Annotated in this window: 11 protein-coding genes; 2 read left to right on the top strand and 9 right to left on the bottom strand. The window is 61.6% G+C overall.

Going from position 1 to position 15,509, the window contains the following annotated elements:
• Positions 1-148 precede the first annotated feature (148 nt).
• On the top strand, positions 149-1,126 hold the full coding sequence (locus tag ACR0DA_RS03925; RefSeq protein WP_480753025.1) for a helix-turn-helix domain-containing protein: 978 nt from the start codon (positions 149-151) through the stop codon (positions 1,124-1,126).
• Between the two features lie 187 nt (positions 1,127-1,313).
• Here ACR0DA_RS03925 and rpoD read toward each other — a convergent pair whose 3' ends face one another.
• The 9 genes from rpoD to ACR0DA_RS03880 all read right to left on the bottom strand — a co-directional run bounded on the left by rpoD (position 1,314) and on the right by ACR0DA_RS03880 (position 13,382).
• Positions 1,314-3,302 carry an RNA polymerase sigma factor RpoD gene (rpoD, locus tag ACR0DA_RS03920; RefSeq protein WP_170357505.1) on the bottom strand — a complete coding sequence of 663 codons (1,989 nt, stop codon included), beginning with the start codon at positions 3,300-3,302 and terminating at the stop codon, positions 1,314-1,316.
• 114 nt (positions 3,303-3,416) lie between these two features.
• A complete protein-coding gene (dnaG, locus tag ACR0DA_RS03915; protein ID WP_480753023.1) occupies positions 3,417-5,369 on the bottom strand; it encodes a DNA primase in 1,953 nt (650 codons plus the stop codon).
• 80 nt (positions 5,370-5,449) lie between these two features.
• Positions 5,450-5,746: a hypothetical protein gene (locus ACR0DA_RS03910; protein ID WP_480753021.1), complete on the bottom strand. Its 297-nt coding sequence runs from the start codon at positions 5,744-5,746 to the stop codon at positions 5,450-5,452.
• A 33-nt stretch (positions 5,747-5,779) separates the two neighbouring features.
• Positions 5,780-6,325 (bottom strand): sarcosine oxidase subunit gamma, encoded by a 546-nt coding sequence (locus tag ACR0DA_RS03905; protein WP_170598152.1) that lies wholly within the window; start codon positions 6,323-6,325, stop codon positions 5,780-5,782.
• Positions 6,318-9,251 (bottom strand): sarcosine oxidase subunit alpha family protein, encoded by a 2,934-nt coding sequence (locus ACR0DA_RS03900; RefSeq protein ID WP_480753020.1) that lies wholly within the window; start codon positions 9,249-9,251, stop codon positions 6,318-6,320. The genes ACR0DA_RS03905 and ACR0DA_RS03900 overlap by 8 nt, the downstream gene beginning before the upstream one ends.
• A complete protein-coding gene (locus ACR0DA_RS03895) occupies positions 9,248-9,511 on the bottom strand; it encodes a sarcosine oxidase subunit delta (RefSeq protein WP_480753019.1) in 264 nt (87 codons plus the stop codon). Before ACR0DA_RS03895 ends, ACR0DA_RS03900 begins: the two co-directional genes overlap by 4 nt.
• Before the next feature lie 53 nt (positions 9,512-9,564).
• Positions 9,565-10,818, bottom strand: a complete 1,254-nt coding sequence (locus tag ACR0DA_RS03890) for a sarcosine oxidase subunit beta family protein (RefSeq protein ID WP_480753017.1) — start codon at positions 10,816-10,818, stop codon at positions 9,565-9,567.
• 134 nt (positions 10,819-10,952) lie between these two features.
• Positions 10,953-11,753 (bottom strand): hypothetical protein, encoded by an 801-nt coding sequence (locus ACR0DA_RS03885; protein ID WP_480753016.1) that lies wholly within the window; start codon positions 11,751-11,753, stop codon positions 10,953-10,955.
• A 198-nt stretch (positions 11,754-11,951) separates the two neighbouring features.
• Entirely contained in the window at positions 11,952-13,382 is a 1,431-nt protein-coding gene (locus ACR0DA_RS03880; RefSeq protein WP_093961747.1) for a Glu/Leu/Phe/Val family dehydrogenase, read from the bottom strand.
• Positions 13,383-13,812: 430 nt separating this feature from the next.
• Here ACR0DA_RS03880 and ACR0DA_RS03875 point away from each other — a divergent pair, with 430 nt between their 5' ends.
• A complete protein-coding gene (locus tag ACR0DA_RS03875) occupies positions 13,813-15,480 on the top strand; it encodes a Tad domain-containing protein (RefSeq protein WP_480753015.1) in 1,668 nt (555 codons plus the stop codon).
• The last annotated feature ends 29 nt before the right edge of the window (positions 15,481-15,509 follow it).

Raw genomic sequence — 15,509 nt, 5'->3', positions numbered from 1 at the left:
GTGCGCCGTGTCTGACCCTGTGTGGAAACGGTCACCTCACAAAAACTATGCAAATGACAAAATTCGCTACATAATCCGGCCAATTCAGTGGGTTCCGGAGCGTGGCATGCAAGTCGATATCGCCAGAATTCAGCTGCTGGCGTCCGCGTTGCAGGATCAGGCAGGGAATACTGATACGGTCGTTCGAGTCCTCGCCAAAAGCGGGCTGAGTGCGCAAGACCTCGCGCCGCCTGCAAAGTTGTACAGTGCCCATAGCGAGGCCTTGTTTGCCCGCCACGCTTGCGATGAACTCAACGACATCCTGTTCGGCGCGCGAACGGGCTTGCAGTTCAGCGCAACTTCTAGCCTGACCGCTTATATCAGCAAGTATTCCCGGGATCTCCGGCAGGTACTGGAGAACGCCAACCACTTCCACCGGCTGATTGATCCGGCCATCGCCGTGAGGCTGCATGAGTCCGGAAATTCGGCAACCATCGAGGCCAGGTGGAAGGACCCAAGCTTTTCGCGGTACCACCGGCGAACCGAGTTCCTCATGTTTGCCTGCATTGCCCGCCTGCGTGCTCTGACGGGGATCCCGATCCAACCGATCGAACTACGGTTTCAGCACAAGGTCGGCGCGCGAGAGGAAGACTATTCCAAACTCGGCAAATTCCCGGTGGTGTTTGGCGCGGAAAAGCTCGAGATCATTTTGCCGCAATCAACGCTCGACGTGCCTGTCCCGACCTACGACCCCAGCTTGCGACAGCACCTGATGGAATATGGTGACCGTCTTCTGCGTGAAAACAGTGACGAAAAACAGACATTGCGGTCGCGGGTCGAAGGGCGGATCACCCAATCGCTTCCGGGAGCCATCGCCCGCGCCGAACAGGTCGCCAAGGATCTGGGCATGAGCCCGCGGACATTCGGTCGGCGCCTGACCGAGGAAGGCACCAGCTTTCGCGAAATTGTCGACGACCTGCGCTGTGACCTCGCCAGAACGTTTCTGAAGAACGACATGAGCCTATCTGAGATCTCATACAGCCTTGGCTACGCAGACCAGGCGGCGTTTTCGACTGCCTTCAAACGCTGGACCGGGCAATCTCCCAGCGCGTACAAGGATAAGTCCCGGCGCAGAATGCTTGCCTGACAAGCGGCCGGGGGTCATCAGCGTTGCCGCCTCGCCCCGACCTGTCCCATGAGTGGACACAAGCGATATGGTCCGCGAAAGCTCTGACCACTTGCGAATTCCCGCCAAACTGAATTCACGTTTGGCCGTCGTGAACCAAACCGCAGCTCAAATGAAAAAAGGCGCCTCGGTCGAGGCGCCTTTTTGATCACTGATCCAGGAAGGACCGCAGCTTTCGGCTTCGGCTGGGATGTTTCAGCTTGCGCAGGGCCTTGGCTTCGATCTGCCGGATACGTTCGCGCGTCACGCTGAACTGCTGACCAACCTCTTCCAGCGTGTGGTCGGTGTTCATGCCGATGCCGAAACGCATCCGCAGAACACGCTCCTCGCGCGGGGTGAGCGAGGCCAGTACACGCGTGGTGGTTTCCTTGAGGTTTTCCTGAATGGCGCTGTCCAGCGGCAGCACGGCATTCTTGTCCTCGATGAAATCGCCCAGTTGGCTGTCTTCCTCGTCCCCGATCGGAGTTTCCAGAGAAATCGGCTCCTTGGCGATCTTCATCACCTTACGGACCTTTTCCAGCGGCATCTGCAGCTTTTCGGCCAGTTCTTCCGGCGTCGGCTCGCGGCCGATCTCGTGCAGCATCTGGCGGCCGGTCCGCACCAGCTTGTTGATCGTCTCGATCATGTGCACCGGAATACGGATGGTGCGCGCCTGATCCGCGATCGAGCGCGTGATCGCCTGACGGATCCACCAGGTCGCATAGGTCGAGAACTTGTAGCCACGGCGGTATTCGAACTTGTCCACCGCCTTCATCAGGCCGATGTTGCCTTCCTGAATGAGATCAAGGAATTGCAGGCCACGGTTGGTGTATTTCTTGGCGATCGAGATCACCAGGCGCAGGTTGGCCTCGACCATTTCCTTCTTGGCCTGACGCGCCTCTTTCTCGCCCTTCTGGACCTGCTGCACGATGCGGCGGAATTCGCTGATGTCCAGACCGACATACTGACCGATCTGCGCCATGTCGTTGCGCAGTTCTTCGACCTTGTCGGACGAGCGTTCGATGAACATCTGCCAGCCGCGACCCGGCTTTTGGGCCATGTCGGACAGCCAGTTGGGATCAAGTTCACGACCGCGATACTCGTCAATGAACTCACGGCGGTTGATGCGGGCCTGGTCGGCCAGCTTCACCATGGCGCTGTCCAGCGACATCACCCTTTTGTTGATGCCGTACAACTGATCGATCAGGGCTTCGATCCGGTTGTTGTGCAGATGCAGGCCATTCACCAGTTCAACGATCTCGGCGCGCAGCTTTTGATAGGTCTGCTCATCCTTGTCGCTGAACGACCCATCCTCGTTCAGAGTTGCCGAGATCCGGCTGTCCTGCATCTCCGAGAGCTTTGCGAAATCCGTCGAGATCCGCTCAAGCTGAGTCAGAACCTGATCTTTCAGTGCCGCTTCCATCGCGGCCAAAGACATGTTCGCCTGATCGTCTTCATCATCGTCATCGTCGTTGGCAATCGGGTTGCCGTCGGCATCCAGTTCGGGACCCGTGTCCTTGGCGGGCTTGGCGGCCGTGACAGCCGAAGTATCCACCACCGGCTCTTCTACGTCGCCATCCTCGTCCATCTGATTGCCGAACGTCGCTTCCAGATCGATGACATCGCGCAGCAGGATGTCCTCGGACAACAGTTCGTCATGCCAGATCGAGATCGCCTGGAAGGTCAGCGGGCTTTCGCAAAGCCCGAGGATCATGGTGTTGCGACCGGCTTCGATCCGTTTCGCGATGGCGATTTCGCCCTCGCGGCTCAGCAGTTCTACCGACCCCATCTCGCGCAGATACATGCGCACCGGGTCATCGGTCCGGTCCAGCTTTTCGGTTTGCGCACCGGCCAGCGCAACCTCACGGTTACTGTCGGTGGTGACCAGATCGGTCGAGCCCTTCTGCTCTTCCTCTTCGGCCTCTTCGTCTTCGATGATGTTGATGCCCATCTCGGACAGCATCGACATCACGTCCTCGATCTGTTCCGAACTGACCTGATCCGGCGGCAGGACCTGGTTGAGCTGATCGTAAGTGATGTAGCCTTTCTCGCGAGCCTCGGCGATCATCTTCTTGACCTGGGCCTGGCTCATGTCCAGCGAGATTTCCTGTTCCTGGTCGTCGGACTTCCGTTCCTCGTTGGTATCCTTGGCGGCCATTCAGTGCTCCTGCAGGGATGGGTGATTCGATGGAACCGAATCATTAGCGCGTAGAAGTGATTCGGCCACCCGTTTACCCGTTTTTCTTTTCCAGTGCTTTATGAAAACACCACATCAGCGGCGTTTCCGCTCGAACTTGATACCGGACATGATCGCCTGAAACGCGTCTTTCTCGTCACGATTGATTCGCGCCCCGTTGTCCGCAATGTCGAAAATGGCCCTGTCCTCGTTCTGGCTGCGGCTTGCACGGTTGCGCTCTTCGGCGGCCTGGGCCAACCGGAACGTCAACGCTTCGTCCGCCAGTTCGGACAACTCCTCTTCGGCTTCGGCAATCTCGGCATCCAGCCCCCGGAGCGCTTTGATTTTTGCGAGTTCCTCGGCCAGAGTCATCTGTGCCTTTTCGACGTCGCCCGGTTTGTGCACACAGGGGATTACAGCGACATGGCGAAGGGCCAGCAGGTTTTCAAGAGGGGCCGGCCCCAAAGACTGAACAATGTGCTCTTTCAGGTTGTCGGGATCGTCGATCGCGTGCCGCAGGATCGCATCGCGCAGGGCCGCGTGATCGGGGTTCAGGCATTCCATCTCTTCCAGTTGGTGCTCGAATTGCACGACCACCTCGGGGTTCAGGATTGCAATCGCAAGGATTGCCGCTTCACGCAGTTGGATATCCGCATTCTCCGAGGACGCAAGGAACGAGGCCCGCGCATCGGGCGTTGCCGACGGTTTTGGCGGTTGCCATTTGCCTTTCGGCTGCCAGTTTCGAGCCCCTGCCCCTTGCCGCTGCGGGCGGAAGAGTTGCCAGCGGAGATCCTTGATTTCCTGCCCGTAATGCGACCGGATCGAAGGATCGCGGATCAGTTGGATCTTTTCGCGCAGCGCCTTGTCGAGGGCCGCCTTGCGCTCGGGGCTGTCGAACACCTTGCCCTCGGTCTCGCGCCGCCACAGAAGCCTGACCATCGGAATGGCCGCGTCCAGCACCGCCTGAACCGCCGCCGGGCCTTCGGCGCGCAGCAGATCGTCGGGGTCCTTGCCCTCGGGCATCAGGGCAAACCGCAGAGACTTGCCGGCCACCAGCAACGGCAACGCCAGGTCGATGGCCCGCATCGCCGCACGCAGACCGGCCGTATCGCCATCCAGCGCGATGATCGGCTCGTCGGCGATGCGCCACAGCATGTGCAACTGATGTTCGGTGATCGCGGTGCCCAGCGGTGCGACGGCGGCGCCGAAACCTGCCTCGGACAGGGCAATCACATCCATATAGCCCTCGGCCACGACCAGCGGTTGCCCCTTGCCTGCCGCCTGACGGGCCGGTCCGTGGTTGTAGAGGCTTCGCCCCTTGTCGAACAGCGCGGTCTCGGGCGAGTTCAGATACTTGGCGTTGTCATTGGGGTCCATCGCCCGCCCGCCGAACGCGATGCACCGGCCGCGCGGATCGCGGATCGGGAACATGATGCGGTTGCGGAAGGTGTCATAGGGCTTTTTACCCTTGTTTGACGGCTTGGCCAGACCGGCGCCCAGGATCAGGTCCTCGGCCACGTTCTTGCCGCGCAGATGGTCCCACAACGCCTGCCAGCCGTCGGGCGCAAACCCGATTTCCCATCCGTCCAGCGCCTGAGCGTCCAGACCGCGGCGGTCCAGATAGGCGCGCGCCTCGGCCCCTGCCCCGGTCTTGAGTTGCAGGCGAAAGAACTGTACCGCCTGCTCCATGACATCGGCCAATTGCGCCCGATGGTCCTGCTTTTCCTGCGCCTTTGGGTCGCGCGCGGGCATCGGCAATCCGGCTTCGCGGGCCAGGATCTCGACCGCCTCGATGAACGAGACGTTCTCGGTTTCCTTCACGAAGCTGATCGCGTCGCCCTTGGCATGGCACCCGAAGCAGTAATAGAACCCCTTCTGGTCATCCACATGGAACGAGGCGGTTTTTTCGTGATGAAACGGGCATGGCGCCCACATGTCGCCCTTGCCCGGATTGGACTTGCGGTTGTCCCACATGACCTTGCGCCCGACGACCTGAGACAGGCTCAGACGGGTGCGCAGCTCATCCAGAAATCCAGGGGGCAAAGACATGTGTCATACATGGCAGAAACCGGGCCGCCCGCCAAGGGCGCGGCAGGCCTTTGTCCACAGCCAATTCGCGGCACTGTGGATTACTGCTGCAGGCACAGCTCCATCCAGGCGGCGCCAAGGTCTTTTTTGCGGATGTCGCGCATCTTCTGCTCGTAGACCCATGGGGTGATCAACGGGATTGCAGCGTTGTAGTTCTCGGGCCAAGTTGGGCCGGCCTTGGCCACCGCTTCAGGAACATCCCTTTCTTTCACGCGATCAAGACGGGCTTTTTGAACCGCCGCCACAACGTCTGCTTGATAGCGGCAGCTTTGCTCCTTGGTTTCAGCGGCAGCCAGCGGTGTGGCAAGCAGTGTGGCGGCAAGTGCGATGCGCAGCATAAGGTCCCCTTGGAATCAGTTCTTTGCAACAGTCTAACCGCGTGCCGCCACACCTTCCATTGCCCTCTGCAGATCATGCACCAACGATGTGGCCATCGACCGGAACACCATGATCTGAAAGGCTTTCTCGCCAACCCGAGTGATCGACGCGGTCATGTGGAACAGGAGCGTGCGCGCCGTATGTCCGCGTTTGAAGTTCTGCGGGCGCAGATCGACGGGCACCAGACGGGCCAGTACATCCTCGGCCCCGTCGCCCTCAAGCCGCACCACGGCCCAGGCATCGGACTGGTCGACGACCGCGGCGTGGGCGGACAGCGACGGGTCCGGCGTGGAGCCGATCAGCATGACCTGACCCGGGCCGAACCAGACCGCACGCGCGCCCGACTTCCCGGTGGCCCGGTTCGGGGCCGGCAGCGCCATGCCATGCGCCGCCTTCATCGCCTCGGACAGTGCTTTGGTCTGCCCTCGAGAAGCCGAAACCGCATGTATCGCGCCCGGATCAACCTCGGTGACCGAGACCATTCCGATGGTCAGCGGCAGCAGCCCGTCACACGGGGTCTGGGCAATCAGCTTATCCACGTACACGCTCTCCCTCTGGGTCAAAAAACACCGGGTCAGTCACCTCGCACAGCGTGGTCACGCCGCGCAGATGATCGACCATTTTGACGATCTCGCCATGACGGTCGGGGCCATCGGCCAGAAACGCCAGCCCCAGCATGCTGCCCAGCGTCGGCGAGTAGCAGACCGAGGTCACATAGCCCTGATCGTTGGTGCGCACCGGCGCGTCCTCTTCGTTGTACAGATGGGCGCCGGCCAGCAACTGGCGGCTTTCCCCGATGGGTTTGAGGCCGACCAACCGCTCGCGCCCCGGCTCCTCAAGCCCCGGGCGTTCGGACATGGTCTTGCCGATACAGTCCTTTTTCTGCGACACCATCCGGCCCATCCCGATGTCAAAGGCCGTCGTCCGCCCGTGGATTTCTGCATGGGTGATGAACCCCTTCTCGATCCGCAGGACGTTCAGCGCCTCCATCCCATAGAGGCCACCGCCCAGCGCCTCGGCCTGTCGGGTCAGGATGTCGAACAGGCTGGCCCCATACCGCGCAGGCAACGCAATCTCGTAGGCGTGTTCGCCCGAGAACGAGATCCGGAACAGACGCCCCGGCACCCCCAGAACCGAAACCGGCCCGCAGGCCATGAACGGCCACGCAGCATCATCCAGCGGGGTGTCCAGCAGGCCGTTCAGCACCTCGCGCGATTTGGGGCCGGCCACGGCGAATTGCGCCCATTGCTCCGTCACAGAAACCAGCGACACGTCCCAATCGGGCCGCAGACCCTGACGCACGAATTCAAGATGCTTCATCACGTCACCAGCGGCGGCGGTCGTGGTGGTCATCAGGAAATGACTGTCACTCAATCGCGCGGTGGTGCCGTCATCCATGACGAACCCGTCCTCGCGCAGCATCAGCCCATAGCGCACGCGCCCGACCTTCAGTGTCGAAAACGTGTTGGTATAGACGAAATCCAGAAACTGCGCGGCGTCGCGCCCCTGAATGTCGATCTTGCCCAGGGTCGAGACATCGCACACGCCGACCGCCGTGCGCACCATCTGCACTTCGCGGTCGCAGGACTGGCGCCACGTGGTCTCGCCCGGCTGCGGGAAATAGCTGGGCCGATACCACAGCCCGGCCTCGACCATCGGCGCCCCGCGCGCCACTGACGCCTTGTGCGAGGTGGTGAAGCGCTGCGGCTTGAACCCCGCCCCCTCGGCCCCCGCGCCCAGCGCGGCGATGGCAATCGGCGCGTAAGGCGGGCGGAAGGTGGTGGTTCCGGTCTCGGGGATCGCCCGCCCGGTGGCATCCGCAAGAATGGCCAGCGCCGCGACATTCGAGTTCTTGCCCTGATCGGTGGCCATGCCTTGCGTGGTATAACGCTTCATGTGCTCGACCGAGCGGAAGTTCTCGGTCGCGGCCTGTTTGACATCCTTGACGGTCACGTCGTTCTGGAAATCCAGCCACGCGCGCCCCTTGCCCGGCACCGCCCACAGCTGCGCGATTTCATAGAGCTGATCCTCGGCCTGCGGCGGCTCGAGTTTGGGCGCCTTGAGGCCCAGATCACCCAGCGCCTCGGTCGCAGCCGAAATGCCCTCGCGCAGACAGGCGGCGGTGGAAAACGCGCCGTTGCAGGCCCCGGCCGGGCGCATCCCGGGCACGGCGCCCGGCGTGGGCACGAAGGCGGCAATGTCACGCCGCCAGGTCGGTCGCCCGTTCATGTGGCAGGTCAGGTGGACCGAGGGGTTCCATCCGCCGGTCATCGCCAGACAATCGGTCTGAATGCGCTCTTCTCCGCTGGCCCGGCGCACGGTGATCGACTCCAGCCCCTTGCGCCCCGAACTGCCGCAGACCTGCGCCCCGCGCAGCACCGGATAGTCGGTCGACACCGGCCCGTCATGGCGGCTGTCGATCACGGCGGCAACGTGGACCCCGGCGGCCAGCAGATCACGGGCCGTCCGGTGGATGTCATCGGTGTTTCCGAAGATCGTGACACTCCGGCCAGCGGCGACGCCCCAGCGGTTCAGATAGGCCCGCACGGCACCGGCGGTCATGATGCCGGGCCGGTCATTGTTTCGAAACGCCACCGGGCGTTCCAGCGCCCCGGCCGCCAGAACCGAGCGGCGGGCGGCGATCCTCCAATAGGTTTCCAGCGGCGCACCGGCGGGACAGTCGCCCGTATGGTGCATGACCCGTTCGAGCGCGGCAAAGGTGCCCTGGTCGTAGGCACCCGCCACGGTCGTGCGGGTCATCAACCGCACATTGTCCATCGCACGCAACTCGGCCAGAACCTCGTCTGCCCAGACGTGACCCGGCTTGCCATCCACCTCGAGCGTCTCGGCCAGCAGCCGCCCGCCCATCTGGTTGCTTTCATCGGCCAGAATGACATCCGCCCCGGCCCGGCCGGCCGTCAAGGCAGCCATCAAACCCGCCGGGCCAGCCCCGATCACCAGCAGGTCGCAGAAGGCATAGGCGCTTTCATACCTGTCGGCGTTGGCCTGCCCGGACAGCGCGCCCAACCCCGCGGCGCGGCGGATCATCGGTTCGTACAGCTTCTCCCAAAAGCTGCGGGGCCACATGAAGGTCTTGTAGTAGAAGCCCGCCCCCAGGAAGGGCGCGGCCAGATCGTTCACCGCCATCACGTCGAAATTCAGGCTGGGCCAGCGGTTCTGGCTGCGCGCCTCGAGGCCCGGATAGATCTCTTGCATCGTGGCCCGCACATTCGGGTCCTGCGCGGCGCCCCGGCCGATGGTGACCAGCGCGTTCGGCTCTTCGCTGCCGGCGGTCAGGACGCCGCGCGGGCGATGATATTTGAACGACCGCCCCATCAGGCGCACGCCATTGGCCAGCAGCGCCGAGGCCAGTGTATCGCCCTGAAAGCCCGAATACCGGATTCCGTCAAAGGAAAACTCGACCGGAGTGCCGCGGTCGATCAGCCCCCTGCCCGCGACCCTCATCGCTTGCCCCCGGACGCAGGTTCGGTCGTCGAAATTTCGTGGGTCAGCGTGTTTCGGGTCACTACGATCCATGCGCCGCAGCCGCCCTCGTGATACCACAGATCCCGCGTCTCGCCCGCCGGGTTGTCGCGCAGATAGACGAAATCGTCCCAAGCGTCAGGCCCGGCATCCGGGGCGGGCCGGTCCAGATCGACGGCGGCCCCGCGATAGTAGAACTCGCGGCGGTCACGCTCGCCGCAATAGGGACAGGTGATCCTCATGGCCGCGCCTCCTGGTCTTCACAAATTTTCGAACGAAACATCCCGGCCCGCCCCTAATGCAGATTGTGCTGAGAGCCCTTGCCCTCTTCATCGATGATCCCGCGCCCGGTGCGGAAACGATCCAGCCGGAACCCTGTCGCGTTCTCGTGGTACCGGTCGGTGGCCATCAGGTGGGCAAACACGTTGCCCGAGCCCGGAACCGCCTTGAACCCGCCGTAGTTCCAGCCGCAGTTCAGATACAGCCCGTCGATAGGGGTGCGGTCGATGATCGGCGACCCGTCCGGCGACATGTCCATGATCCCGCCCCAGGACCGCAGTACCCGGGCCTTGCCGATCATCGGCATCAGGGCCACACCGGCCTCCATCACGCTTTCGACCGTCGGCAGATTGCCCCGCGCCGCGTAGGAGGCATAGAAATCCAGGTCGCCGCCGAACACCAGCCCACCCTTGTCGGATTGACTGATGTAGAAATGCCCCATGCCGAAGGTCACGACGTGGTCGATGCAAGGCTTCAGCCCCTCGGTCACGAAGGCCTGCAGCACATGGCTTTCGATCGGCAAGCGCATCCCGGCCATGCCGGCAACAAGCCCCGAACGGCCCGCAACCACAATCCCTACCTTCTTGGCCCGGATCGCCCCGCGCGTCGTCTGCACCCCGCGCACGGCGCCGTTTTCGATGTCGATGCCGGTGACCTCGCAATTCTGGATCAGATCCACCCCGCGCTGATCCGCCCCGCGGGCATAGCCCCAGGCCACGGCATCATGCCGGGCCGTGCCGCCGCGCGGATGGTACAGGCCGCCATAGATGGGAAAGCGAAGATCGTCATAGTTCAGATAGGGCAGCATCTCGCGCAGCGCATCGCGGTCCAGCAGGATGGCATCGTCGCCCTGGCTGATCATCATGTTGCCCCGCCGCGCGGCCGCGTCCCGCTGCCCGTCCGAATGGAACAGGTTGATGATGCCCCGCTGCGAATGCATCACGTTGTAGTTCAGGTCCTCTTCCAACCCCTCCCAAAGCTTGAGGGAATGCGAATAGAACTCGGAATTTCCTTGCAGAAAATAGTTGGCGCGCACGATCGTCGTGTTGCGCCCCACATTGCCGCCGCCGATATAGCCCTTTTCCAGCACGGCGACATTTGTCAGCCCGTGCTCTTTCGCCAGATAGTACGCGGTGCTAAGACCGTGCCCCCCACCACCGATGATGACGATGTCGTACTCGGCTTTGGGCTCGGGGTCACGCCAATGCGCCGTCCAACCCTTGTTGCCCGTCAGTCCTTCCTTCAGGACGCGTAAGCCGGAAAAGCGCATTCAGATCTCCCTGCGGGTTTGCTGGCATCAAACCAACTTCCAACAGGAGTAGCAATCCGGGCTCGGGGCTCCGCATCCGTTTTCGACAAGAACTTGTCAACGCGCGACCAAACCGGTCGCAATCAAGTTCGCCCTCAGAACCGCAGACGGAAGGCAAAGCCAACGATCGGAGCGGTATCATAGCCCTGCCGGCTGACCTCTTGCCCTGCCGCGTTGTCCAGGCGCAACTCGCCGTCAAACTCGGCGCCTGCAAATGCCGACAGCGAAACTCCGGGGTTTGGCGCGTATTCGACCGACAGAACAACCGGAATGCTGCTGTCCTCGCCCACGCCGCCCGGTGCCAACCCGTTGTCGTTCAACTGAAAGCGGACCCTCTCGGACCGAACGGCAAGCCCCACGCTGACACTTTCCGAAGCCTTGTATTCCAGCGTGACGCCGGGGCCTTGAGTGGCCCCCAGCGCGCTTCCGGTGCTCAGACGCCAGCGCTCGGCAAAGGTCCAGTCCACCAGAAGCGCGGGAAAGACTTCGAGGTCATCGGTTCCAACCTCAGAGAACACGCCAAATGCCGGGCCGATGCGCAGATTGGGGTTCACCGCCCATGAAATGCCGGCGAAGGCACCATAGGTGAAGCCGTCCGAGGCACTGGCGCCGGTCTCGTAATCCCATCGCAATTGGGGCGAGACGATCACCGCAGCCCCGTTGTCCAGAGTGAAGCGCAATGGAACGCTCAGGCGAATGTCGCGGATGTCGTCCCACGGCTGGTTTCCGGGCAACCCGAAATCGTATGAGAATTGACCGAAACTCGCCAGCAAACCCACAAAGGACCCGTCGCCATAGCTGTAAATGCCGCCTGCCCGCAGAAATGCACGCGATGCGCTGAAATCACCGCCGTCCTCAAGATCGGCGCTGCCCTGATAGATTGCCAACCCTTCCACAGTCGGCGTCCATCCCTGCCGGGGTTGGGCAATGGCAGCAGTCGCAAGCGCCAAGATCGCGGACCCTATCGCCGCGGCCCAAGCTACAGAACGGGTAATTTGCATGAGATCCTCGCTGGTTTCACTGCCTGAACTCCAGCGCAGGATGTGCGGCAACCGGACTTTTTGTCAAAGCCCGATTACCCGGTTTCCGAGACGTCAGAGGCCCTTGGCCCGATAGCTCTTGGCGACACGGTCGATGGACACGATGTAAGCCGCGGTGCGGAGGTCATCGACGTCGTCGCGATCGTGCCAGACCTCGCTCATGGCCTGGTAGGCGATGCGCATCGTGTCATCCAGGCCCGAGCGCACCAGCTCAAGCTCATCCGCGCCTTTGAGGTATTTGGCCTTGAAGTCCGGAGACATCGACCATGCATCGCCAAGGTAGCGGTCCAGCCGCTCCAGCTCTTTCACGATCAGCTCGTGCCGTGCCTCTTCCTGACGGCGCTGCATCCGACCGAAACGGATGTGACTGAGGTTCTTGACCCACTCGAAATACGAGACCGTCACACCGCCAGCGTTCGCATACATGTCAGGAATAATCACGGTGCCCTTCTTGCGCAGCACTTCGTCGGCCCCGGCAGTCACCGGACCGTTCGCGGCCTCGATGATCAACGGCGCCTTGATGCGCTCGGCATTGGACAGGTTGATCACGCCCTCCAGCGCGGCCGGGATCAGAATGTCACATTCCTCCTCCAGAACAGCAGTGCCCTCGGCGGTGTGCGTTGCATCCGGGTAGCCGTTCACGCCGCCATGTTTGACGATCCACTGGTGCACCGCTTCGACGTCGATCCCCTCGGGGTTATAGATCGCACCGTCACGTTCGATGATGCCCACAACCAGAGAGCCGTCTTCCTCACTCAGGAACTTGGCCGCGTGATAACCCACGTTGCCGAGGCCTTGAACGATGACCCGCTTGCCGTCCAGCGAGCCTGACATGCCAGCCTTCTTGACGTCCTCCGGATGCCGGAAGAACTCGCGCAGCGCGTACTGGATGCCACGCCCCGTCGCCTCGACCCGGCCGGAGATGCCGCCCGCATTCAGTGGTTTACCGGTCACACAGGCCCGCGCGTTGATGTCTGTGGTGTTCATCCGCGCATACTGGTCAGCCATCCATGCCATTTCACGCTCGCCGGTGCCCATGTCGGGGGCCGGGACGTTCTGCGACGGGTTGATCAGGTCGCGCTTGGCCAACTCATAGGCAAAACGACGGGTGATCTGCTCCAGCTCATGCTCTTCGTATTTGCGCGGGTCGATACGCAGACCGCCCTTGGACCCGCCAAACGGAGCCTCGACCAAAGCGCATTTGTAGGTCATCAGCGCAGCAAGCGCTTCGACCTCGTCCTGGTTCACGGCCATCGCATAGCGGATACCGCCCTTTACCGGCTCCATATGCTCGGAGTGAACCGAGCGATAGCCGGTGAAAGTATGGATCTGCCCCCGCAGACGCACGCCAAACCGAACGGTGTAGGTCGCATTGCAGACCCGGATCTTTTCCTCAAGCCCGGGCGGAAGATCCATCAGGGCAGCCGCCCTGTTGAACATCAGATCTACACTCTCCCGAAAGCTGGGTTCCTTGATGGCCGTCATAAAATCCTCCATGCCGGTTGACGTCGAGCGTCATGACGTTTTGTCGCACCCTTGGCAAGCAGCTGCAATCGCGATTTGCACTTTTTTTCATCAATTTATGAACAGCGCGTTTCGACCATCCGAGCCGAGTCGCGGACGTTTACAATTTGCGGAAATTGTCCCGAGCAACGAAACAAAGCCACCCTTCCCGGCCAGACTGCCGCCGTTTTTCATTCAAAAAGAGCACCATAGTGACGATCACGCCCAATTCTCGCCACGATCCACATCTAAATTATTAAAGTTCCGAAGAACTGGCTTCGCTGCTTTTGGCCGGCAAAAGGATTTCGTTATGCGCAATTTTGAATGGACATCGACACGGTCGGAGAAACCGCGCCAGGCAGACCGGTGCCGGGGCGCCGTCGAGTCTTTCGTGACCTCGGAAAGCGGGACGATGACCATCTTCGCCCTCTTCCTTCTGATGATCATCTTCACCGCGGCGGGCTTCGCCGTGGACGTGATGCGGTACGATCGCGAACGTGCGCGCCTGCAATATGCTCTGGACCGCGCCGTACTGGCGGCGGCAGACCTGGATCAGGACCTTTGCCCCAAGGACGTGGTTGTCGACTACCTCGCGAAGGAAGGCTTGGACCAGTACCTGGTTGGTGACCCGATCGTGGAACCCAATGTCTGCGGCGCGACCGCCGTTACGATCGAAGGCTACCGCAAGGTCGAAGCGAGCGCCCAGATGGATGTCGGCATGCACTTCATGCAGTGGTGGGATGTTGACTCGATCGCGAGCGCAGCAACCAGCGTTGCCGAAGAAGCCATTGATGACGTTGAGATTTCTTTGGTTCTCGACGTCTCTGGCTCGATGAACAGCTACAATCGCCTGGCTAACCTAAAAGTGGCGGCCAAAAACTTCGTGCAAGAGATGTCGGACAAGACCGAGGACGGGAAGCTGTCGATCTCGATCATCCCCTACGCAACTCAGGTGTCGCTGCCCGACTATCTGATGGACGAATTCAGCACGACCGGCACCAATAACCGGGCAAACTGCATCAACTTCACCAGCAGCGAGTTCAACACCACCGCGCTGGACCCCGATACGATCCGCCAACGCACACTGCACTTCACGCCGTGGAGCACCTATGACCGGCGCCCCAGCAACGGCTACGTCTACAGCGAAGTCTGTGACGAACTCGCCAACCGTGAAGTCTCGGTCCTGCAGAAGGATCCGCAGGTTCTCAAAGATCACATCGAAAGCTTTACGGCCGGCGGCAACACTTCGATCGACGTCGGTCTGAAGTGGGGCCTTGCCTTGCTTGACGAAAGCATTCAGCCGGTGATCGCACGTCTGGCGGGCGACGAAGTGCCTGCAGAGTTCGCTACCCGTCCCAACAGCTACTCCAGCAACGACTCGATGAAGGTTCTGGTGCTGATGACGGACGGCGCGAACACCACTCAATACATGGTAAACGACCCCTACCGTGAGGGTACGTCCATTCTGTGGTGGAACGCCAAGAAGTCGACCTATTCGACCTATGACTACGAGACCGAGAAGTACTTCTGGCACGACGTCGATTATACCGAATGGGACAGCAGCAAGGGTTGGTACTGGGGTCGCGAGATCTGGCAGGACGATCCCTACGGCAACGACGAGTATACTGTCTATCGCTGCACCTACCGGTCCGGCGGCGTCTGCTACAACTTTGACTACAGCAGAAGCGAGACCCGCACTGTTCTGGACAACAATGGCGACCCGGCGACATCGGTCAACCTGACCTGGGCTCAGGTCTGGGAGCGCACGACCCGTCGCGCGATCCGTGACCTGTTCCGCGAAGCACTGGGGAACACGAAGGGCAACACCTGGTACAACAACGCGGTCACTTCGATCGGGTCGGGCACCAAGGATCCGCGCGCGCGCGCGATGTGTGCCGCCGCTCGCGCCAATGGCATCGTAGTCTTCACTATCGCTTTCGAAGCTCCCGATCAGGGCAAGGCCCTTCTGAAAGACTGCAAAAGCGATGATGGCGCCTACTACGAGGCGACCGGTGACGAAATCGTCGACGTATTTGCATCGATCGGATCGACCATCCGCAATTTGAGGCTGACCCAATGATCAAGCGTTTGCTTCATCAATTCCGCACG

It is taken from the genome of Ruegeria sp. CI8 (assembly GCF_056536865.1).
This window is presented reverse-complemented; position numbering and strand designations above follow the sequence as displayed.

Bases quoted from the DNA above. Each gene is read 5' to 3' on its own strand.
- rpoD (WP_170357505.1), bottom strand. From the start codon at position 3,302: ATGGCCGCCAAGGATACCAACGAGGAACGGAAGTCCGACGACCAGGAA.
- dnaG (WP_480753023.1), bottom strand. From the start codon at position 5,369: ATGTCTTTGCCCCCTGGATTTCTGGATGAGCTGCGCACCCGTCTGAGC.
- ACR0DA_RS03910 (WP_480753021.1), bottom strand. From the start codon at position 5,746: ATGCTGCGCATCGCACTTGCCGCCACACTGCTTGCCACACCGCTGGCT.
- ACR0DA_RS03900 (WP_480753020.1), bottom strand. From the start codon at position 9,251: ATGAGGGTCGCGGGCAGGGGGCTGATCGACCGCGGCACTCCGGTCGAG.
- ACR0DA_RS03895 (WP_480753019.1), bottom strand. From the start codon at position 9,511: ATGAGGATCACCTGTCCCTATTGCGGCGAGCGTGACCGCCGCGAGTTC.
- ACR0DA_RS03890 (WP_480753017.1), bottom strand. From the start codon at position 10,818: ATGCGCTTTTCCGGCTTACGCGTCCTGAAGGAAGGACTGACGGGCAAC.
- ACR0DA_RS03880 (WP_093961747.1), bottom strand. From the start codon at position 13,382: ATGACGGCCATCAAGGAACCCAGCTTTCGGGAGAGTGTAGATCTGATG.
- ACR0DA_RS03875 (WP_480753015.1), top strand. From the start codon at position 13,813: ATGACCATCTTCGCCCTCTTCCTTCTGATGATCATCTTCACCGCGGCG.